Origin of the sequence: Ensifer sp. NPDC090286, from assembly GCF_044769565.1 — a bacterium.
In the GTDB taxonomy this organism is placed as follows: Bacteria; Pseudomonadota; Alphaproteobacteria; order Rhizobiales; family Rhizobiaceae; genus Ensifer.
Genome location: NZ_JBIVYF010000015.1, coordinates 1 through 23,154, shown reverse-complemented (window position 1 = coordinate 23,154; position 23,154 = coordinate 1). Strand labels below are relative to the sequence as shown.

Here is a 23,154-nt window from a genome sequence, read left to right as displayed (position 1 = left end):
GTCCTGTCATGGGACGCGCTACGATAAAGATCGATTCGAGAGGGCAGTTTGCGGGACATGAGACGTTCCCGCTTCGACTGCTATGGTTGAAGAAAGCCTTCGATGCAATTGGCGGCAGAGCCGATTCGAGAACATTTCAGGAACAAGATGCAATAACCCGATTTGGCGTTGGGCGCAATATGGCTGTGTCAATGCGCTATTGGGCTCTCGCCTCGGGCTTTTTCACCGAGGCTGATCGCATGATTGCGCCAACCGGGCTTGGTCGCGCCATTCTCTCCGACGACGGTCTCGACCCCTTCCTCGAGCAATCATCCACGATTTGGCTCGCTCATTGGCATATCGCTAGCACGCCGGCGATGACGACAACTGCCTACTACGCGTTCAATTTGCTCAACGCGATCGAGTTTGATCCGGCGATGTTGCTCGACCAGCTTATGGTCTTGGTCGAGAACAACGGATGGCGGGCAACGCGCGGAACACTCAAGCGCGATATCGAAGTTTTTTTGCGCAGCTATGTGCGGCGCGCAGATACTCTTAACGAAGACGCGGCAGAGCCTCTGTTAGCCGAGCTGGCGTTGATCCGGGAAGCTCGGCTTGGGGGCTGGTACGAGTTTGTTCGTGGCCCTAAGCCTGGCCTGCATGACGCCGTTTTCGCGTTCGCGCTTGGTCAGTTCTGGGAACGATCCGGCGGCGCGACCACATTGACGGCTGAACAGATTTGTTATGGAGCAGGCTCGCCAGGCCGCGTTTTCAAACTCGACGAAGACAGCGTGGTTTCTCGGCTGATGCGGCTTGACGATCTGACGGCAGGCGCGTGGCAATGGGTCGACACAGCCGGTCTTCGCCAGATTCAACGCACGGCCGAGTTCGATCCGACGACGGTTCTTTCTCTCGCCTATCCTCGCAAACCGGACCGTCAGATCGCAGCATGAGCAAGCTTGCCAGTATTGTTTCCATCGATCGCCGCTTCGCGCGATCGGCCCGGCTCGATGCCGACTTGAACGGCACGCCGCCGTTGGTCGGATACGTGTTACAGGCAAGTGTGGCAAAAGCTCTTCGCACTCTTGGGGAGAGCCAGCGAGACCACTATCAAAGCGCCTACACTTGGACCGGCCCTTATGGCGGTGGCAAGTCGAGCGCTGCTTTGCTACTTGCGAACCTCGTCGCCGGCGCGAAGAAGAACCGGAAAATTGCTCGCGATATTGCGGGGGAGCCTCTTTCAACGCTGTTCAACCAGGCGTTCCCGGAAACCAGCGGCCCCTGGAAAGTCGTCGCCGTTACCGGCAGTCGGACACGCCTCCGGGACGCTGTCGTCGAAGCCGCACGTAATGCGCTCAATTGGTCGGCGGACGCCGCGACACAGTTCGCAGCAAGCGATGACCGACTCATCAAAGCTTTGATAGCGGGCGGCGAAGGCGCGTCCAGCGGAACCCTCCTCATCCTCGACGAACTCGGCAAACTTCTTGAGCACGAGGCACTCGAGGGCGGCGACGTCCATCTGCTGCAGGATCTCGCCGAGCATGCCTCGCGAAGCAACGGCCGCTTGGTCGTCATTGGCATTCTCCACCAGTCGTTCGACCAGTACACGGCGCGCGCTTCGCGCGACGCGCGCCAGGAGTGGCGTAAGGTTCAAGGCCGCTACCAGGACATCGCATTTCTTTCGGGTGCGGACGAAACAGTTGCGCTCCTCGGCCGGGCCATAGCCGCTGAGCGCCCAGATCACGATGCGTCAAGCGCCCGCACTGTTGCTGAAGCTGTCGCCAAACGCCGCCCGACTGACGTTGATGTGCTGGCGGAAGCGCTTGCGCAGACATGGCCTCTTAACCCGGTGAGCGCGCTTCTGCTTGGACCGATCTCGAGGGCGCGGTTTGCCCAGAACGAGCGGAGCGTCTTCGGTTTTTTGAGTTCCGCCGAACCCTCCGGCTTCAAGGAGTTTCTGGAGACGACCGATTTTAAGGGCGGGACCTACGACCCTGCGATGCTCTGGGATTATCTTGCTGCCAACTTCGGAATGGCCCTTACCGCAGGTGTGGACGGCAACCGCTTCAGCCTCGCATTCGAAGCAATCGAGCGGGCCGGCGTCAAAGGAACCGGTTTGCATGTTGCCTTGACGAAAGCGGCGGCGATCATCGAGTTCTTCCGTAACGGTTCTGGCGTCGTGCTCGCAGACGACTTTTTGAGCGCGTCGGTACCCGGCTTCGGGAACAAAGCGATCAGCGGAGCGATCAAGGATCTCGTCGATTGGGCTATCCTGATACGGCAGCCACGCCTTGGCGGATATGCGCTGTTTGCCGGCAGCGACTTCGATCTTGAGGAAGCCATTGGCCGGGCTATCCAACCGGCGGATTCACTTGAGCTCGCGGACATTCCGCGCCGCGTCGGTTTGGGCTTTGCCACGGCCAAACGGCACTACTTCCAGAAAGGCGCGCTGAGGACTTTTGAGATAGCGCTGCAGGTCGTCGGCCCGAACGACACGATCGAGTCTTTGACGAGCGGCATTCTAGCCCGCCCGGTTCATGGCAGTGGCCTTTTGCTATTGCTTCTCGGCGACGGTTCTTTGACGACGAAATCCGTCGACCAACTGGCCCATAAGGCGGCTAAGGCGCTAGAGACTAAGGGGCGTGTGATTGCCGTAGGCGGGGCAAATGACAGCTTTGCCCTCCGGTCAACGGCCGCGGAGTTGTTGGCGGTCGAGCGCGTTTTCCGGGAGCACCCGCAGCTGGAGGGCGACCGGATCGCAAGGCGGGAGATTGCCGCGAGACAATCCCACTGCATCGATCAGCTTCATCGCGCGCTCGAAACGGCTTTTGAGAACGCAAGTTGGTACCTGGCGCCTCACCCGAGCCAAGCCGTTCGCGCGCCGTTGACGGTCGTTGCAAGTGCGCTGGCTGACGCGGGTTTCTCCAAGGCGCCGATTATCAAGAGCGAGTTGCTCCAGCGCGACAAACCGTCATCGAATTCGATGGCAGCTTTGCGCGAGCTGGCTCACGCAATGGTCAACTCGTATGTGCATGAGCAGCTGGGAATGACCCAGTATCCTGCAGAGCTCGGCCTCTATCTTACCTTGCTTCGACCGTTCGGACTGCACAAAGAGATCAAGGCCGGCGTGTTTGGTTTTTCGGAACCGGACGATAGCCAAGAAGGAGCATCGCTCCGCCCTGCGTGGGATGTAATCGACCTTGCGGGCGAAAATTCTCTCGATGCTGTCTATGCGGAGTGGGCTGGGCCGCCCTATGGCATCAAAGCCGGCGTCATGCCGGTATTGGCGCTTGCCTACATGCTTGCCAAGCGCGAGAGCGTCGCTGTCTATATCGACGGGGTGTATCAAATAGCAATCGATGACGTCGTCGTCGACAAGCTTTTGCAGAAGCCTGGTCTCTTCCGTTTGCGGCGGATTGACCGGTCCGTGCGCGAAACCGCGTTTCTCAGTGGCCTCGCGCAGCTGCTCGGCGTCGACCATCACGGCGCGTCATTGCCCGTCGCCGCAGCTCTCTTTCAGCGATTTGAAGAGCTCTCACAATTCGCAAAACGTACGACCAACCTTGATCCTTTGGCCGTGAAAATCCGCGGGGTCGTGATGAAGGCAGACGATCCAGAGCGTCTCTTGTTTGACGACCTTCCGGCTGCTCTCGGTGAAAAGCTTGCCCCGGAGATCGTCTACCATGCCCTCCAAGCGGCTGAAGCGAGCTATCCGGCGCTGCTCGAGGAGTTGCGTCTGGCACTTGCAAAGGCGCTCGGCATCGATGCCACCACTTTCGCTGGAATTGCGGAACGCGCATCGGTGCTGAAAGGCCTGACCAACGATTACAATTTCGACGCCTTTGCAGATCGCGTCGCAGCGATGGAGCTCGGAAAAGGTGACATCGAGAGCACTGTCAGCGTTTTGTTGCATCGCCCCGCCCGGAACTGGACGGACAGAGACCGGCAGGAAGCTTTGACGGAAATTGCGCGATACGGGCGGCGTTTCCGGGAGCTTGAGGCTCTGGCGATCGTGCGAGATCGACGCTCCCAGACAGAGGCCCTTGCGCTTGTCGTAGGCCTCGACCCGAAAACGCCGCCGTTGATGCGCAGCTTCGAACTGAGCGAAAGCGAAAAGGTGTCCGCCGCGGGGATCGCTGATCGACTGGTGGCTTCGCTCAGATCAGAGAACAAGAGTGGACGACTGCAGCTTGCTGCATTGGCGCGTGCAGTCGCGATAATGGCAGCCGATGGCGAAGATGAGGTTGGTAGGCAATGAGTGGGGAACGTCACATCCTCGGTCTCTCGGGCGGACGCGACAGCGCCGCGCTCGCCGTTTACATGCGGCAGCATCATCCAGAGCTGCCGATCGAGTATTTCTTCACGGACACCGGTAAGGAACTGCCTGAGGTCTATAGCTTCCTCGACAAGCTCGAAGGTTTTCTGGGTCGGCCGATCCAGCGGCTTAACCCCGATCGCGACTTTGATTTCTGGTTGGACGAGTACGGCAATTTTCTTCCCTCACCCCGCACCCGCTGGTGCACGCGACAGCTGAAACTCCGGCCGCTGGAGCATTGGCTGCAAAAGGATCTGGAAGCCGGGACGCTCGTGCACTCCTACGTCGCTATCCGCGCCGATGAGCCAAGTCGCGAGGGCTATCAAGCTACACACCCAAACATGCGGGTGCATCTTCCGCTTCGTGAAGCAGGAGTCGATCGTACCGGCGTCATCGAGATACTCGAGCAGTCAGATGTCGGTGAGCCGGCCTACTATCAATGGCGTTCCCGGTCCGGGTGCACATTCTGCTTCTATCAGCAGAAGATCGAATGGGTTCGGCTCGCTGAACACCATCCAGATCGCTTCGCCGAGGCCGTCGATTATGAAAAGACAGCGCTACGAGACGGCTCGCCGTTCACATGGAGCCAAGGCGAAAGTCTGACGGATCTGATCTCGCCCGAACGGGTCGAACAGATCAAGGCGGATTACGAGAAACGCCGGGAGCGGTTGCGCCGCGGTCGGCGGATCAATCCCTTGTCTGCCGCCGCCGAAACCGTCGACGACGTTTACGGCTTAGACGAAATGTCGAGCAGCTGCATCGTATGTCATAAATAAAGTTAGCGGCATGAAGTTGCAGTTATTTCCGGTATGGGGATCTGCTCAGGATAACCACGGCCACAACCGATCCCAGACGTGGCCAGCGATGTTTCTGCCACGAGCGCTGATCGTTGCTACTGTCCACTCGTCTACCATGACAAGCGGATCTAGTAATGGCAGTCGCTTTGCATCTTTAAGTATCTGCCGAGTTGAATTGCTGAACTTCATACCTTGCGCAGCCGCTTCCTCGAACCGCGCTTGTTGACCTGCCTCGGTCGTTTCCGTGAGGGCGCGATAAAACAGCCGCTTCTTGGCCCAGCTGCCGTTTCCAATGGCGCCGTTCTCCTTGGCCGGTAGCAAGCAAAGATTTCCGAGTGTGTGCCTAATTATTGAATTCTTGTAGATGTCTTTGTCCCAATCGAGATGTTGTTCGCTGTCGGGTGCGACATGCTCGACGGTAGCATAATTGGGGCTGCGCCAGGTCTTGTAATCCAGATATACATCGTTGGCGCTCGACTTGACGCCAATCTTGTTCCAGCAGCCCAGCTCAGTCGTCGATGGTTGTGCGCCGTCGGCGGCGATCAAGAGCATAAAGCGAGCAATCTCCTTGGACTGCTGATAAAGCGGGTTGTCGATGGTTTGACTAATCCATTTTTCTCGCTCCGCAATTTTCGCTTTTGACTTGGCGAGAAGTGTCCGGAATGCAGCTCGAAGTGCCGATATATCCATGAGAGCATTGGTTTTATCGACCCCCGCGTTCAATCCAAATTTATTCGTGCCGAGCGGGGCCATGATCGCGCGAAAATCGCTGTCAATGCTCGCGGTCGTTCCTGTAGCCGCCCTCCTTAAGACAAGAAAGGCAGTGACAGCCCGTATCACTTGCAGAAACTTTTCATCCCCCGCCTGCTTCAGATCGGGTCGCCAATAGCGGGCGATGATTGGCAGGACCAAATTGGACTTCGTCGCATTCAGGAAGGCAACGAGCTGCTGAATTTCATCAAGCCTCGATTGGTCGTGGAAATTGGCAAGCGTTTCGATGCCGTGGGTTGTCCAGTATTGGTGGCGCACTTCCGCAACGTCCGCGATTTGACGCACAAATCTTTGGGCATTCTCCCGTGACACGGATGCTGCCTTATCATATCGGGTGCGGAGGAAGTTGCGCTGTGCAGAGAGATTTTCGGCAAGCTTCTGGCCTTCGATCAATAGACCAAAGCTTACAATCAACGCTTTAGTTTCGCTCTGCTTAGCGGCGGTTTCGGGGTAGGCTTCATCGACAAAGCGCTTAAGCCGCGCAAACTGCTCCTCTGAGGCCGATCCGCCATAGCCACCCCTTCCGTTCTCGTACTGTATGACTCGCGGCTTGAGAGTTTCAATCGCCGTGAGCGGCTCTCCAGTCGAATTGAGTGCATCAAAAATGTCGAACGCGGCACTCTCGTCATCAGTGATCACTCTGGTGAGAACAATACACCGAGAGAAATAAGCCGCGAACAAGAGTGTCCGAACAAGGTCTTGAGCTGCGCTGGTTTTGATTAGTTCGCTAAGAGCGCTGTTCTGATCTGAGTCAGAGTGCAGAGTGTCGTTGAGACGCTCGAACAAGGCGCGGTATCCAGCGCGGCTTATCCATTCGATCGGCACGATTTCGCATTCGGCCGTTTCATACCATTCCGGATCGTTTAAGCTCTTGATCAGTTCGCGGATGAGGCTGAAATTATCGCCAAGTTTCGATGCTTCTGACCCTGATCCGAGCGAGGGCGGCTGGAATTCGCCTTCGTCGCCATTGACGTATTCGCCGAAGCTATTGAGAAACTTGCCTAGTGCGGAGCGATATTCTGCCTCAGCGGCCGACTTGCCGCGCTGGTCACCTGCCCGGACTATCCGGGGGAATGGATAGGTTTTGTGTCCTTTGAGTTTTTGCGAGCCGATAGCACATTCAGTAAGCTCGCGGATCCAGTCTTCGACTTCGGCTTTCAACCAGCCCCTCGCGGCCTCGCTGAAAGGAAGGGTATCAATCTTTTTGCTCAGAAGCGTCATGCGTTCAACCAACGCACAAGCGAGTAGCGTCAGCGTTGTTAGCCGCTGTTGGCCATCCACGATCGCAACCGACACTCCCCCAAAAGAAGCTTCTTGTCTCTCATCCTTCACCAAAATCAGCGTGCCAAGGAATGTGAATGCATCAGCGTTGCCGCTAGTACCAAGCCGGTGAAATCCATTCAAACAGTCTGAAAACAAACGCGTGATGTTGTCTCGCGCCCAATCGTAAGGACGCTGATATTCGGGTACACGGAAGCCTACCGCTCCGTTAAACAAACCGATTGTCTCCGTTGGGCTTGCGGCTTGGGCGCGGAATAAGTCTTCAATCTTCTTCATAAGGTCACCAGAAAATTTTGCTCGGTGTGTGGGAATTCATTGGTTGGACTGAGAAATTGCGTCGACCACGGCGTCAATATCATCATCGGACAGAAACGGCGCTTGGGCATAGATAATCGCTGGCTCACCGCTGAGCCTTGCCGCTAGATGGCCGAGCCCTAGGAGCTGCTCTGCTCCCTTAACACCAAGTGCGATCTCGGACGTTCCGACGCTCGCAACCTTCAGGATCAATCTGTTGCCGAGGTTGTCGCGTAGCTGCATTGGCATGACATTGGCATCGGGCCGTTGCGCCGCGAAGATCAGATGCATGCCGGCGGCGCGTGCCTTCACGCCCAAGCGCGAAACGTTGGATGTCACGGCAGACTTGTAATCCTCCGTCAGCATCCATTCCGCAAATTCGTCATGGACCAGGAAGACGTATGGCAGCCGCTCCGAGAGCCCGACTTTGGAATTGAATGCTCGAATGTCTCGAGCCCCCTTGGACCGGAACAGCTCATAGCGGCGCTCCATCTCTGTGACGAGACCCTCCATCACCTCAACCGCCCGCGTTTGGTCGACAATCACGCCGCCCTGCAGATGCGGCAGCCTCTCGATTGCCGCATAGTCGACACCCATTTTCGGATCGATCAGGTGGATGTGCGCCAGATCACTGGAGTTGGTCGCAGCGATGTCGAGGAGGAGCGCTTGGATCAGCACGGACTTCCCCGATCCCGTCGCGCCCGCGACGAGCGTGTGGGGCTCATGCTGTTGCCCACCAGCGAATGGGCCACCGAGATTTAGGTAGAGGATATCGCCGTCAAGTTCCTTGAGACCGAGCACGAACGACGTGTTCACTCCCGCGGCATTGCGATTGATTTCCCGCCGGCCCCAAACATCCCAAAGTGAAACGACCTGGCGCTGTGGCCGCGCCACACCGACGACGATCTCGCCCGGCAATGGCGAGATTGAGATCAGCCTCAGTCCATGCGTCGTCAGAAGGGATGATTGCTTCGCTTCGATGTCTTCGACGCGCAGACGATCCGAGCCCATGAACCGGATTAGCGCGGCGTTTGGGGTCAGGCGCGTGCCGACGATCTTGGCCTGGAGATTATAGCCGAGCAAGGCGGATCGAAGCTTTTGTGCAGTGCTATCCAACCATTCACGTTCGTCCGCAGAGTCTGCTTGAGCTTTCTGAGCGCGACCTTCGATGAGTGCGGCAATGCCGATCTCGCCGCCGGCGAACGGAGTTCTGTTGAGCGACGGAGCAATGGTGTCGCTGCTCGGCAAAGCCGGAGCGGCGGCCTGCGTGTTCGTCAAAGGCGAAGCTGAGATGGTTGTCTGGTCTTCGCCCTTGATTTTGGCTGAGACTGAGTCGGGTTGGGTCTCTGCACCGGTGAGACCGTCGCCATCGCCGATCACGGCAACCGAAACATTATCATTTGTGCCCGGGTCTACGGCCTCAACGACGATACCCCCTTCGGGATCGCCTTCGTCATCGTCTTGATCATAGTCGTGGCTAATGACCTTTTCGCCAACAGCTAATAAATGCTCATCTTTGATGGCCTTCGTCCAATCAACCCGAGGCGCCGGATGGCGATAACTGACCGAGTCCCAAGTGTGCTTTTCGCCAAGCTGGGCGCGAAGTTCGGTTAGGCTCTGTTTCGCCTCGTAAGCCTTGATCAGTTTGCGGAGCCCCTCGCGCGTGAACGTTTCCTGGAGTCCTATCTGAAGTTCCGGCAACTCATCCTGCTCTCCCGGCGAACTGCCGTCGGTCGCTGGGCCAGAAACGAAAATGTGCGAGTAGCCGCGCAAATCGATCGGGACAGCACCGCGACGAATGCCGTCGCGAACCCGTTCGAGAAGGTTTGCCTGGCCTAGTGCGGCCGTACCGTCCAGCAACAAATCGGAGATGCGGGAAAGCCAGAGGTCGCGATCGAGGCGTCCGGGATCGCCAAACAACGCGTCATCGATACGGGCAACAGTCTGTCGCAGCTGGCTGCGTGACTTGCGGCTCGCCTCCGCCAAACCGGATTGGTCGACGTATTTCGCTTCGGTCACGATTGCCCTGAGCTTCGGAAGACCATCCTCTCCTGTCGAGAGGCTGATGCCAAGGATGTCGGCGATGCCCTCTTCTTTTTGTCCAAGCCATTCCGCGTAGTCATCGAGGAGGAACCAGGCAACGGCTGCTCGCTCGCCAAGCTCCTCTTCGACAAGCGCCCGGCTCAGCACCAAACCGATCAGTTCGCCGGCCGAGACGCCCCGTTTGGCCGCACGCAAAACGATATCGCCCGATATGGCATTGGCGTCTTCGATCATTCGCCGCGCGAGACCTGCAAGGCGGTCGTCGTCAAGACCCAAAGAGAGTTCCGCAAGTCGCCGCTTGACCAGCACGTGAAGTATTCGCAGCTCCGATGTCGACGATACGACCATGTTGCGGCCGTGCGTGCGTTGGCGACGATACCGGATCACGTTGATTCCTTGGGCGGCAAGCTGCCGCTTGTCGAGAAGATCGTCGTAGGTAGCGACCCACTCCGCCAATTTATGCACCTCGTCGAACATCCCCTTCAGCCCACCATCCTGGAACGAGATCTGGCGGGCCGGCAGATAGTGCTCGTCTGGACCGTGCGACTGGCGACGAACAACGTTCGCGACGGCGTCGATGTAGGCCCAACCAGCATCTGGCTGACGCGGGCACGTCAGGTAGCTTGTCGCCTTGAGTTCGTCTTCGGCGGTGACCCGCCGGTATGACCAACGGGCCGGCACGTGTTCCAGCAAGGACGGATTATCCGGCAAAGCCGGAACCGGAAACCACTGTTCACGCGCTTGACGGGACACAACGTCGTGCAGGAACGCTACGTCAATCTCGCGTGCTCCGCCCGATTTTGATCCGCCCGCGACGTCGAGCATGACGCCGATACGCAGCTTCGACATGAAGTTCCGCGATGTCTCGCTGACCACAACCGCATCGGGATCATTTTCCGATCGTTCAAGCAGTTCGGTGTAGACTCCGGACAAGCGGGTGCGGTCGCGATGGCGGACCAGCACATTGCAATGGACTTCTTCCTGGTCCTGCACCGAACTTAGCGCGCTTACGGTTGCGAGCGGCAACCCGGCCGCATCACAATTGTAGAGCATGATGCTGAGATTCGACCGCTCATGCGGCTGTAGATCGAGATAGCGTTCAAGCAGAACGCGGATCTGTCTTGCGGCCTCCGACGGATCGACATCTGTGGTCGCCTCAGACGGATCTCGGACAGGCCGCTCGACCAGACTGTAGTCGTTGACCGTGCTTGTTTCCGTGAGCAGGACAGGCTCGCTGCCGTCATATCCTACGGCCACTTCAGGGTAGAGGGGATGGCTGAGTTCGTCGCGGAGATCGCTGAAAAAAAGACGCGAGTCGCCGAAGTTCACATCGACATCCGACAAGAGATAGTCGGCCAAGCCAGCCACCGATCGCATCTTAGCCGTGACACCGGCCAAACGCAGCGGATGCCAAGGTGCGACAATGGCTGACGGCGCGCTACCAAGTACTTCGATCGTCCCGATCCGCAGCAGCGGCTCCCAGATATCGCGGCGGTTAAGATCACCTATAGCATTCTTGGCCAAACTGCTCAGCAGGGTGCCGTAGGCGTCAGCCTGCGCGATGAGGGTGGCAGACGCGTATCCGGACGACTGCAGTGATGTAAGCGCATCGGTATACAAGGCGACGAATTGCTTCCACGCCGCAGCTATGTCGTCAGCGCCCGCCTGTGTGATCCGGCCGGCATCTTTTGCTTCCTTGAGGAGTTTTGGAAAGAGCTTCGCAAGGTCGATACCGGTGCTCGTGCGTGGGATAAGCGTTCCGGCATCCTGCCCGAAGGCCGGTTGCAGCGTTCCCGTATCACTGAGAGATACCGACTGGAGGGCGCCCTTTCGACTAACCGAGAGGCGCGCGACGCTGCTGCGTCCAAACGGTCGCTTGATGAGGCGGCCGAGGTCCTTCGGCAGTTCCAGACCGATGGCGGATTGCTGCGCGGTCCACACGAGCTGAACGGTTGCCCGCTCCCGTCCGGCTGTTAGCGCCACATCGAATTTGATCTGCAAGGCACTTCGCGCCGTCGACTCGTTTCGCCGGTACTTTTTTTGACGTGCTTTCGCGCGATCAAGCAATTCTTCGTAGCTGAAAAGATGGGGCACGTCCCATTCGACGGCTGCGCCGAGAAGCGTCGGCAGCCCTCGGTAGCGCAGGCCGAAATACAGGCCAACGTCAGCATTGAGGTCAAGCCATTGGTTACGCGATCGTCTGGCCGACTTAATGCTCAATTTACGGGGCCCGCCTCCGAGGTTCACCTGGCCAAAGAGACGTTCGGTGACCCGCAGCAGGCCTTCAAGGAAATCGGTACATTCGATCGGGCGACCGAAGACGAAGCGCTCCCACTTCACCCGTAAAGCTTTGTCTTGCCCCAGATCATCCCTGTGGGCCTCGAAGAATTCGCGATCGTCCTCACGCGTCTCCTTCAGCGATCGTCCCTTCAGAACGCGGAGGTATTCGTTGTCGGCTGGACTCAGTCGGTCGGGAAACGTGAACTCGAAAAAATTGATTGTCTCCTGGGCTAGCGACGTTTTCTTCAGCTTTATCCCGGAAAACAGCTGAAGAACGCTCTCAGCTTCCCATTCGAAGAGGCTGAGCGCTTCTGCTTCTGGGCCCCAGCCTGGCGCGGCCTCAATGAAAGCATCGATGGCAGGATGGACCTCCGCCGGGATATCGTCCCGCACCTCCGCGAACTGCTCTCTCAACTCTTCATTTTCGATAAGCTGGCGATTGGGACGCTGCTTGACCATCAAAGGTTTGCGCTCGGCGACGAGCTTTTCGTACAGCCTTTTCCACCGACGCGGGACTTCGCGATCGCGTTCGCCAAGCCCCAGGAAGTAACCGCTGTCGCGCGGCAGGCGCAACGCCGGCAAAGCCCATCCGAGGGCATCCGTGACCGGTACCGCATCGGTTTCGATACGCGTCCGGGTCATGGCGACATAGGTTGCAATCTGGTGGAGCGTCCAGTCATCGGCCGCGGCCAGCCCCTTCAACGCAGCTATCCAAGTCGTGATCTGGCTTTCGCTCAGACCAAGGCCAGCGGCGGCAGCCTCGACCCAAGGCCCCGGCTCTTCCGTCAGCTGTTTCGCGCCGATCAGGGTTACATCCCCGAGAGAGGCACCTTGGTCTTCATCCGTGTTGGCAAAAAGAAGTGCGGGGCGGTCATAGTCGGCGTGCCGGATCGCGACCATCCGCTCGTCCGTCATCACGCTTTCCGGGAGCCCGAAGGGTGAAACCAGGCTGCGCGGCAACACAATGTTCAGAAGCTCTGTGGCTTTCGCATCGGTGAGCAATGCCTGGGTGATTGCAGCGACCTGCTCGCCGGTCAGACGATCAAGAAGATATCGCGCCATGCCATCTTCCGGCGAGAGCGCGTCAAGGCGCAAACGGATCGATGTCGCGCCGGCGGCGCCAATGAGATCAGAGGGGTTCACTCGGCTCTCGCTCTCTGGAATGGGTTTTCGACGTAGGCGCAGCTGTCGGATAGGCGTCTCAGCAGACCCAGGCTTGCCAATCGCTCTTCAAGGCGATGGGCATTGTCCGAAAAGTCTTCTTGGTCCGCGGTCCCGGCATCGACAAATGATCGTGCCTGCGCATCCCCGATGACGATCCCGTACCGATGATGCAAGCGCGCCAGGAAATCTTTAAATTCTAGCCTGTTATCCACGCAGGCGACGACTAGGGTCTTCAGCAACCGATCGGTCGGTGCGTAGCGCACGCGCCGGCTCGATCGACGTGACGACAGTCCGATTGCCCGCGACCACGTCGCATGAATTTTGCCCACGTGCTGCTTGTGACGGGTAGTGGCCTTCCTGAGCAGCTCGTCAAGCAGTTGCTTCGGATCACGGACAGTCTCGTCTTCGTCCCCGTCCGGCCATCCAAACTCGCGCTGCATCAGGTCACTGGCCCTCAAGACGGGTTCGTCAGATGCAGCCGCGGCCATCCAGGCCGGCGTCTCGGCAATGCGCATGATAAATCGCTCGATCGCCAGTTGCGGCAGCATGTTGTTGTGTTGATAGGAGTCGGCCGACAGATCCCGCACAACAGACTTTTTGGGCGAGACGATTTCGCAAACGAGTTCGACAGGGGAACGATCAAGCAGCTCTCTGGCCCGATCGAGTTGATAAAGAAGCAAATTGAGACCAGCAGTGGTCACAAGGTGCGGGACTGCGTCGTGGCCCGGGATGGGCAACTTCAGGATCGAAAGCCAATCTTCCGCCATTCGATCGAAGACAGGATGCCGCGAACATGGCAGATAGGCGCCCCCACGTTCCGCCTTGGCGAGCTGGATGTCTCCCTGGAGCGCGCGCGCCATCGCATCATAGCGTGCCGGTTGATCCAGAAAACGGGAGGTCAGCAAGGCGCGAAGCTCGTGAGTGTGTTTGCTCCTGCTTAACATGAGATAGAGGATTTCGCCGGTGCGGGCGAAAAAGCGGCGATCGTTCGAGACGCTGCCATTCGGCTTGACGTTGACGTCTTCGAACAGAGAATGCGGCCCAAACGGGAAGACGAATTTGGAGCTCCATCGCTTGTTGCTCGCCCCTTCAATCGCTGAGCCTTGAAGGAAGCTCAAGACGGCCGCGAAATCGTCGAACGTTTCGAAGCGATCGCGAAGATACTTGAAATCAGGCTTGTCGATGCCGCCTGCCGTTTCCGCCATCTTATCGAGCCAAAGCGACCATGCCGCGTCGTCTGACCCAGCTTCGGCGCGAACAGTCATAACATGCGGATTGTTGAACACGAGGTTGCGCAGCCGTAGCTGAAGCTGTGGCTTATACGAGAGGCTGTTATACACCTCCTCGCGCAGTGCGCGCCCTTCACGGTGCTCCGACAGGAGCACCGTCAGAAACTCGAGAAACGTTAGCCACGGTGACTGCTCGTCATGAAGGCGATGTCCCCAGATCGCTTCGTCGATCCAATACGCAGGACCGGTGCGTTCTTCGAACTGGGTAGGGCGATCAAGAAATTCCATTGTCATACTCGCACGATCACGCGTCGCGGCTGAGCGCGGCCATCGGAATTGATGTCGATAAACCGCAGAACGAGTTCTCCCTCTGCGGTCACGTCATCGCCATCGAGCTTGCGGCGGTTTTCGGTCTCCCGCAGCAGCCGGGCTTTGAAGGCCAGTAGATCCTCGTGGCACTCAAGCGAAAAACTGCTGGGCAGGGCACCCTCGGCGACGCGCCCGAGAAACTCGAACCTGGTCGGCGACAATGCCAGGAACACGGGCGGAACTTCGCCGCCTCGCACCAGCTTCACCGAGACTCCGAAGTTTTGGCCGGCTTTGTCCGGAACAATGCTGACCTCTTCGCCGCTCGCTCGAGGCACCGAGATAATTTCATCGAGCAGCGGACTGCGTTTCGACTGCGAAAAGCTGCCAGACGTCGCAAGCACAAGCTCATCCTGGTTCTGAACCAACATCCCCGTGAAGATACGGTTCAGCCCGCGGACAATCATACTGACCGCCTGCCGGGGAGCGGCTTGTCCGCTGGAGATTGTCTGCGCCGTTTCGAGGTACAGGCCCGCGTAACGAAACACGCTGAGGTCCCAGAGATCGTACTCGTCGATCTTCGACTCCGGCATCATAAAAAACAGGCGCTGCCGTTGTGCGCGAAGCGCTCCAAGGAAAGCGGTGCGTTCATTAGGATCAGCGCCCTCGAGGTATGTGCGTTGAGCACTGGTGAAGGCGGCCGTCGCCCCGTACACAGGATCCGAGACGACAAGTTCATCGTAGTCGGCTTTGAAGGCCGGATCGTCAGCGCCATAGACGAGCAGATTATCAACCCGGTTGCTCGTTTCCGCACCGATCCCGAACGCATTGAGCTTACGGAAAAGCTCCGTCTTCTCGGCTCTGCTTGGCTTCAGATTTTCGCCAAAAATGTTGCGGTAGATGCTCGCAAGATCGAGATGTCCGGCGTTCTGAAGCGCAGGCACGTCGGCGCATGTCATCAAGCCGTCCCGGGCGTCGGGATGGCCGAGGAGACTGTTGGCGATCAGGGCCAGTAGTTGACGCACCGGAAAATGGCTCCCGTTACGCTCGCTGAGTTCAATGATCGCTGCTAGTCGCCTTTTGAATGGATCCTCTTCGCCGACGCCTATGAGCCGACGGCGATTTTCGAAGATGGGACAGATTGCGCCGTCGCCGCGCCCGGAGCAGCTGTCGCACCCCTGCCAACCTTCATGCTCGGTCATCGCCTCGATTATCGCCGTCACCATCTGGGCCGCCGGAGATCGACTAAGGTCTCTCAGTTCGAGACGAATTCCCGCGTCGTTCGTCACCCCGGTTACCAAGAGGTCTTCGACAACCTGGCTGGCCCGTTCGATCTCAGACGTCTTCGGCGCCGATTTGAATTTCTCGAGGAGCTGCCCGTGATTGGCGGCAAGGAGGTAGGATGTTGAGGCGGCTGGGTTCGCGATATCGGCCGAGAATTCTGCGATAAGCGATGCACTTTCGTCATCGCGCAGTTCGCTCAAATCTTTGACGACGACAAGTAAGCGGCCGTCGACAAGGTCCAAACGCTGAACCTTGTCGCCTTGGTTCCAGAGGTTCGCGTCGCCGCCTAGTTCGATCCAGACTTCTCGGCAATGATATGTTTTTCCATCACCTGCTGTACCGGTGATGATGTATGACCCTGGGGAGGGGCCGCGAAAATTTTCAACGAGCTCGTCGCGAAGCGGCGCGGGGAGCGTGATCGGCCGGATCTTATGACGTCGCAGGGCGCGCTGAATCGTCTCATCATACATATTGTCATTGGTGGGGATCGGCCCGTAGTTCCTTAAAAACCGTATCCACGCATGAGTAGAAGGTGTTTCCGACAAAAGCTCCGCCCCCGAGTTTCCGGCTAAGTTGTAGTCGAAGAACTGATTCGATCAACTTATTTAGCAACAGTTCTCGCCAGCGTCTCAGTCAGCGCGGTGCGGGATGCTCCAAGTTGAGAAGATTGCGACGCCAGCTCGATCTCTTGGGCTACTCGCCAACGAAACATCCGATTGGAATAGCCACAAGTGTCGAGCACTGTCGGCGCCATCCTCGATGCAAAGTTGTGAGGAGTGCAACCATAAGAATTGAAACGCTCAAGCATTCCGTTCTAGAAAAAGCGAGGCTAATTGAAGTTTCCCTAAACGGATACCATTGCCGTAACCGCTGGTAGGCTCGACCACGGCCCATCTGTTGACGATCAATACGCGCTCGGAGGATGCAATGGCAAACGGCGGAAACTCCATCTTGGGAGGCCGTTATTTCCTCACTGCTGATATCAGATACGGGGCTCAGGCAACCGTCACCAAGGCCTTCGACCAGGTATCTACAAATCTCGTGGCAATTAAGCGGGTGAAATTCGGTCCTCACGACGAACGTGCGATGGCCAGTTTCACGCGGGAAGCAACGTTCCTGCAGAACATTAAGCACAAAAATATTGTTGAGTGGATTGCCACAGACATAGACGAGGACAGGAACTGGTATCTCGTTCTCGAATGGATTGAGGATAATCTAGAGGACGTCATAAAGCAGGAAGGTCCAATCAGTTGGAACTCTTTCTGGCAGCGTTTTGGGCACGGCCTCCTTGAGGGTGTCGCCTTCGCGCAAAAGCATCAGGTCGTCCACCGCGACATCAAACCGAAGAACATTCTCATCGATGCCAGCAGGACGCCGAAACTTGCTGACTATGGCATTTCGAAGTTGACCGACAATAATAGTGCTTGGCTTCCGTTATCCGGGCTGACCTTCCGTTTCGACCACACGCCGGGTTACACCCCGTCAAGCCCTGAAGATCCACCCTATCAGTTCACGAGAGACTGTTACGCGTTTGCAGCTGTTGCGATCTCTTGCGTAACGGGCCGAATTTTCGACAAAGAAGAGGAGCTTATGGCTGGATTGCAGGAGGCTCCTCTCCCTGCTGAGATCCGACCGATCTTGGAGCGTTGCCTGGACGCCGACCCATCGGCCAGGCCCCCGCTTGCCTCAGTCCTAAAGGAACTTCTCGAGCAGGCGCAGGTTAATCATCACAACGCCGCCGAGATCAACATATACCTTCTGCTCGCCCCTAGGGTTAGGTCTGCTTTGGAAAAGCGACTATCGGCCGACAGCCAGAGCGCAATCGAAGCATTTGTGCTTGAGGATCTTTCCGAGTGCGCTGCACTAGGGGTGAAGGGCGATAAAGATGCCGACGGGTTGCAGATAACGCTCGTTGGCGCGACATGGCGCTACCAGGTGGCAATCGATGGCAAGAGTGGAGAGGCTCTGTTTGTAGAACGCGCTAGCGAGATCGGCGCAAGCCTCGCCTCTGAGTTGAGAGAGGCCGCATTCAACCGCCCTCTGCGCTTTTCGTTTGGCCGTCCTGCGGACCCGGAGGACGCCGGGCGCCAGTTACGGGTGCTCTTGGTGGAAGCGAAGGCAGCCTGCGAAGAATACGAGCAAGAGAGACGAGCAAAAGCCACTCAACGAATTTTCCGGGTCTGGAGAAGCTATCTCCGAGACCGTGCCGATCATGAAGCAAGAAAAAGCAACGCCATTAAATATGTCGACATGAAACGGTCGGGCGACAAGGTCGTGTTTACCACGGAACTTGCTCATGGCGACGACCTAATCGGTCAGGATAGGCTCGTTCAACTTTCGGACGGTCGTGTCTGCGGCAAGATCACCGGCGTCGCATTCAACCAGATAACCATGACTGTGACCTTCGGCGACGCCGCCCGGCTGCCAAGGCGAGGCGATATCGCCATCAATACAATTGCAGCCCAGAAGGCTCTCAGCCACCAGACTCAAGCGCTCGATGCTGTTCTATTCGACAGAGCGGTTAGCCCAAGGCTCAAGCAACTCATACTCAATCCGTCTACTGCAACACCCCTCACCTCTGTTGAACTGGAAAGGGCCGATGACCTATCAGTTAATGGGGATACTGAATCCTTGGACGATGAAAAGCGGCGGATCCTTGAACAAGCGCTTGGCGTGGAAGACATCCTCGCTATCGAAGGCCCCCCAGGCACCGGGAAGACGACGCTGATTACCGAGATCGTCCTCCAATGGCTGAAACGCAATCCAGGCGATCGGATACTCCTGTCCTCTCAGACACACATAGCTTTGGATAACGTCCTTGAAAAAGTGTCAGGTATAGCCCCCGAACTGGACATGATCCGCATCGGTAGGGCCGATGAGCCGAGAATTTCGGAGCAAAGCAAATCGCTGCTTCTGTCGCGGCGGGTGGATGCTTGGATAGCTGAAGTTCGGAAGGCAGCAGAAGAAGACCTCGAGAAGTGGGCTGCGGCAGTAGGTGTAGACAAGCATGCTGTGGCAATCGGCATCAAAGTGGAACGACTGATCCAACTCCTGAAGCGGGAAGAAGACACGGTCGAGGAAATCGAGCGGCGAAAGAAGGAGCGGGACGGAAACAGCGAGACGGGAACCCCTCCGGCACAGACCAGTCAGGAGCAGGAGGAGGAAACAACGCAGCTCGATAGCGAAATCGGTGCCCTTCAAGCGGAATTGCAGCGCAGTCGACGCGAGCAAGCGGCGCTGCGCAGTGAACTCGAACAAATGGGAGAATACCCCAAGGCGTTAGCTCATTCGACCGATAGGTCGGAATTGGCCGATTGGGCGATCCATTTTCTTGCCCCGGGTCCGTTGGTCGATGCTTGCCGTGAGCGGCTCTCTCTGTTGGAGGATTGGCAGCTGCGAGTTGGAAGATCTTCCGACTTCAATGCCGCAATGTTGTCGTCGGCACAAATCATCGCCGGCACTTGCGTAGGTATAGCAAGCGTCCAGGGTATGGAGGACGTAGCCTACGACCTTTGCATTGTCGACGAGGCTTCGAAGGCAACACCGACGGAAATCCTCATTCCGATGTCGAGGAGCCGGAAATGGATAGTTGTCGGCGATCCAAAACAGCTTCCGCCTTTCTTTGAGGATCTCGGGGAACAACTGCTTGCGAATTTCGATAGCTCGGAAGTGAAATCGACGTTGCTCGATCGCTTTCTGCAGGAAGATTTTGGATTGCCACATGCTAACAGAGCCAAGCTCCGCAATCAGTACCGTATGATCAAGCCTATTGGCGATTTGATCAGCGAGTGCTTCTACGATCGTGGACTGGATAGCCCAAAGATGTCCCACGGCTTGAAGCTCGCAAGCGCTTTTCCAAGACCAGTTACCTGGTATTCGACTCACAACCTCCCCAACAGGCGTGAAAAGAAAGAAGGCGAGACTTACAGTAACCAGTCCGAAGTCGCCGCTATTCGGGGAATCCTGCAGCGTCTTCAGTTTTTAGCCAAGGCACAGAAGAAGAAGATCTCGGTTGCCGTTATTGCCGGATACACCGGCCAGGTGGCTGCGTTGCGTGAAATGAACTCCCAGGGTCTGGCGGAGTGGTCCGATTTGGAAGTCACCTGCAACAGCGTCGATGCATTCCAGGGCCGGCAAGCAGATGTTTGCATCTATTCGGTCGTTCGCTCGAACTCGAATAATCAACTCGGCTTCTTGCGGGAAAAGCCCCGGCTTAACGTAGCTCTTTCCCGTGGTAAGAGCGCACTCGTCATCGTTGGGGATCAGATGTTCTGCCGGTCAGTTGAAGGTATCAACCCTTTTCGCAAAGTAATTGACTACATAGACAGGAACGACGAAACCTGTGAGACGGAGACCCTTTCATGAGCCCGGAAGATGTTGCAAGGGCCTACCAATTTCGAGAAGGTTTCCGGTTGATCGACTATGGGGAGGTGGGTCTTCCTATCTTCCGTCTCACCATCGAAGCTGTAACGACCTCACATCGGATACTTCCAACAATCAGCGAATTTGTTATGCGATGCTTATCATTAGGCGAAACGCAGGAGACGAGAATTGCCGGAATGCTCGGGCTGAAGCCTGATATCGTCAAGAGCACCATCGATACGCTCGTCGCAGAAGGCTTTGTGGCGAGGCAGATCTCGACGGACTTCCAATCGTTCAAGCTGACTAATGCTGGCAACGCAAGGCTGTTAATCGAGCGCGAGGAAATCCCCCAGGAAGAGATGCTTGTAATTGACTATGATGGGATACAGAGACTGCCTATCCGTCTTGCGGGCGAGAGCGTTGTCAGGGCATCTGAACTCAAGAGCGGCGGAGCGGTCGAGATCAGACCCTATCCCGCAGATCCTCCAACGATTAGCGAACTCAATATTCCTGATGTGACTAAAGTAATCCGCCGGCAGGGCGGGGAAGATTTTCGACGCAACGTTCTCGCCCTGAAGCGGATTGTCCGCCGCAGCAATGTGTTTCGGCAGGCCATTGCCTTGGTCTACATGGCAGAGAAGGGAAAGGAAATACAGATTGGCTTTGCTCTTGACGGGAAACTGTCGGAGCCGCACGAGCGAGCATTCGCCGAACACGGCGGCCCAAGGAAAATGGGCTTTGTCAAGGTAATAGAGGAATCGGAAGGACGAAGGCGCCTCGATCGCCTGGTTGGGAGAAGTATAGTTGCGGCCTTGCCGCACGCCGAGGATATCCGTGCTCTCAGATTGGAAGAGGCTACTGCCCGTGGACAGGTACGTTCGATCGCTCCGGCTGTTCAATCCGACACCCGGCCCCGAAGGGCCAATCCTGCGCATGCTGCTTTGCTAGCGGCGAAAGAAAGGCACAAGGTTGCCCAGCACGGTATCGACGCCCTTCCAGTTCGCACGTTGGCGCCGTACGAGCAAGGTGAGCTGCTTGAGGAGGCGCTGAAGACAGCGGCCAGCAAGTTGGTCGTATCGACGGCAGGCGTCCAATCCGTCATTGTTAACGGCTTCATGCTGCGAGACGTAGATAGCTTGATATCACAACAAGTGGACATCGAAATCTATTCAATGGTTGCACCTCAAAGCGAACCGCGGCAGGGCAACACATATGACCCTTTATCCGAATTGACTCGCAGGTCAGTAAAGGGCTTCCTTCGGCTGACACAAACAAAACCGAAAGAAATCTTCTTTCTGCTCAAGGACAATGATCTGGCGGTGGTTTCGAACAGGCCTTTTCTTGGGGAAATGGTCCGTCGATCCGGCTTTAGGCGGGTGGAGGGCGTAGTTACACGTCGCCCTGAATATGTCGACGCGATACGAAGCGCCATGACCCACCTCCTGGGAGGTACCCATGGGGGATAGCCTTGCCCTCAGGGAGGTTTGGGCATCTAGCCATGTGGGTCTCGTGCGATCGAACAACGAAGATCGCATTGCCGTTCAGGGATGGAAGAGCAGCGCGGTCCACGGAAGTTGGCATGGCAAGATATCGGCATCACGCGGATGGGCCCTCATAGCTGACGGAATGGGAGGCCACGACGCTGGAGAGTATGCCAGTGAGATTGTCGTGGAACATATGCTCGGCGGCATTGATAGCGCCAACTCGAAGGAACAATTGGAGGCCCTTCTCCAACAAGCTAACGAAAAGGTATTCGTATCTATGCTCGATCCGCGAGGGCGCCCAAGGATGGGTAGCACTATCGTCGGCATAAAGTTCTGCGGCAGCAACACCTTCTTCTTCAATATAGGTGACAGCAGGGCATATGTTGTTGAGCCGAAAGGACTGCTGCAGGTCAGCAAAGATGACACAGCATCGATTCGCGGAGTTCGTAGCCATGCACTAACGCAATCACTTGGTGGCTCGACAAAGCGCCTGCCGATCCGACCACACGTAATGCAAAAGGGAACGGCTTTCGACCGACCATTACTACTATGTTCCGATGGCCTGTCGGATCTCCTGGCTGATGACGAGATCGCAAACATAGTAGTGAGAAATCCGAATAACCCTGCCGACGCACTACTCGCCGCTGCCTTGGACGCGGGTGGCGACGACAATGTATCCGTTGTTTTTATTGCATGACCTTTCCGTCTAGTGCAGTGTTACGGCACTTAATGCCCGTGCAGTGAAACTGGGTATCAATTAACACCCCATGCCCGAAACCTCCCCCTCCCCGTCATCTCCCGAAGGCCCAGTTCCAAAACGATTCGCCGCGCCGCCTGCGGCGTGACGTCGAGCGTCTCGGCGACCATACCGGCCGAGACCAGCGGCCGCCCTATAACCAGATCGACCAGTTCCGGCAATTTTGAAGACGTTCTTCTTCCCGTCAATTTCCGTTCCATCATCACTTTCGCGAGCGCCAGCCGGTCATGCTCCTTCAGTCCGATCTCGGCGGCCGCGGCGAAACCATGAGCGATGGCCAGCAGCCGGGTTTCCCGATCGCGACTCCGGCGCCGGTCGACGGTAATGGTTTTGAGGCCGAAATTGATGGCGGCGAGATGCGCGGCAGTGGTGACGCGGGCGTCGCGCAGGATCGATGCTGCCAGCAGCCGGCCGAGCCACGCGGCATGCTCAAGCACCTGCAGCACATTCCAAGCGTCGAGCAGCACGATGGCCCGCAGCACCGGCGGCAGGTCTTCGGTTTCCGCCAACACGACGCACCACTCCTCAAGCCGCTCATCCTCGTCCCAGTCGAGATCGTAGACCAGCGGATCCTTTTCCCGCTTGGCACGCCAGCCGGCCGACCGCACTTCCGTAATCGCCGCGTCGGCGCGTGCGAGCACCGCGTCGATCGCCGCGAGTTCTGCTGCCAGCGGATCCTCTGAGCCGACCTCGAGCCCCTCCCCTACCCCGGATGTCAATCAGCGTCCAAAAATCACCCCTTATCGGCATCCAATATTGACCCCCTGGTGATGTAGTTCAGCGCTTGGCCGGCCCGGCGCTGGCCGGG

The 23,154-nt window shown here is 57.4% G+C and carries 10 protein-coding genes and 1 pseudogene; 6 read left to right on the top strand and 5 right to left on the bottom strand.

The window, feature by feature from the left end:
• Positions 1-8: 8 nt before the first annotated feature.
• From ACIQUG_RS34490 to ACIQUG_RS34480, 3 genes are read left to right on the top strand one after another with little or no spacing between them, the layout of a single operon-like run.
• Positions 9-932: a DUF4007 family protein gene (locus ACIQUG_RS34490; RefSeq protein WP_402326896.1), complete on the top strand. Its 924-nt coding sequence runs from the start codon at positions 9-11 to the stop codon at positions 930-932.
• Entirely contained in the window at positions 929-4,237 is a 3,309-nt protein-coding gene (locus ACIQUG_RS34485; RefSeq protein ID WP_402326895.1) for a hypothetical protein, read from the top strand. Before ACIQUG_RS34490 ends, ACIQUG_RS34485 begins: the two co-directional genes overlap by 4 nt.
• Complete coding sequence (locus ACIQUG_RS34480) at positions 4,234-5,070, top strand: phosphoadenosine phosphosulfate reductase family protein (RefSeq protein ID WP_402326894.1); 837 nt, start codon at positions 4,234-4,236, stop codon at positions 5,068-5,070. Before ACIQUG_RS34485 ends, ACIQUG_RS34480 begins: the two co-directional genes overlap by 4 nt.
• A 45-nt stretch (positions 5,071-5,115) precedes the next feature.
• Here ACIQUG_RS34480 and ACIQUG_RS34475 read toward each other — a convergent pair whose 3' ends face one another.
• From ACIQUG_RS34475 to ACIQUG_RS34460, 4 genes are read right to left on the bottom strand one after another with little or no spacing between them, the layout of a single operon-like run.
• Positions 5,116-7,419, bottom strand: coding sequence for a DUF262 domain-containing protein (locus ACIQUG_RS34475; RefSeq protein ID WP_402326893.1), 2,304 nt, complete (start codon positions 7,417-7,419; stop codon positions 5,116-5,118).
• 36 nt (positions 7,420-7,455) lie between these two features.
• Positions 7,456-12,903, bottom strand: coding sequence for an FtsK/SpoIIIE domain-containing protein (locus tag ACIQUG_RS34470; RefSeq protein ID WP_402326892.1), 5,448 nt, complete (start codon positions 12,901-12,903; stop codon positions 7,456-7,458).
• Positions 12,900-14,441 carry a hypothetical protein gene (locus tag ACIQUG_RS34465; RefSeq protein WP_402326891.1) on the bottom strand — a complete coding sequence of 514 codons (1,542 nt, stop codon included), beginning with the start codon at positions 14,439-14,441 and terminating at the stop codon, positions 12,900-12,902. Before ACIQUG_RS34465 ends, ACIQUG_RS34470 begins: the two co-directional genes overlap by 4 nt.
• 2 nt (positions 14,442-14,443) lie before the next feature.
• On the bottom strand, positions 14,444-16,288 hold the full coding sequence (locus tag ACIQUG_RS34460) for a hypothetical protein (protein ID WP_402326890.1): 1,845 nt from the start codon (positions 16,286-16,288) through the stop codon (positions 14,444-14,446).
• Between the two features lie 382 nt (positions 16,289-16,670).
• Here ACIQUG_RS34460 and ACIQUG_RS34455 point away from each other — a divergent pair, with 382 nt between their 5' ends.
• The 3 genes from ACIQUG_RS34455 to ACIQUG_RS34445 are packed head-to-tail and all read left to right on the top strand — an operon-like array spanning position 16,671 to position 22,286.
• Positions 16,671-20,108: an AAA domain-containing protein gene (locus ACIQUG_RS34455; protein WP_402326888.1), complete on the top strand. Its 3,438-nt coding sequence runs from the start codon at positions 16,671-16,673 to the stop codon at positions 20,106-20,108.
• Entirely contained in the window at positions 20,105-21,571 is a 1,467-nt protein-coding gene (locus tag ACIQUG_RS34450; protein ID WP_402326887.1) for a hypothetical protein, read from the top strand. Before ACIQUG_RS34455 ends, ACIQUG_RS34450 begins: the two co-directional genes overlap by 4 nt.
• Positions 21,561-22,286, top strand: a complete 726-nt coding sequence (locus ACIQUG_RS34445) for a PP2C family protein-serine/threonine phosphatase (RefSeq protein WP_402326886.1) — start codon at positions 21,561-21,563, stop codon at positions 22,284-22,286. The genes ACIQUG_RS34450 and ACIQUG_RS34445 overlap by 11 nt, the downstream gene beginning before the upstream one ends.
• 56 nt (positions 22,287-22,342) lie before the next feature.
• Here the strand turns inward: ACIQUG_RS34445 and ACIQUG_RS34440 are convergent.
• A pseudogene (locus tag ACIQUG_RS34440) lies at positions 22,343-23,056 on the bottom strand (RHE_PE00001 family protein); the annotation flags it as partial.
• Between the last annotated feature and the right edge of the window lie 98 nt (positions 23,057-23,154).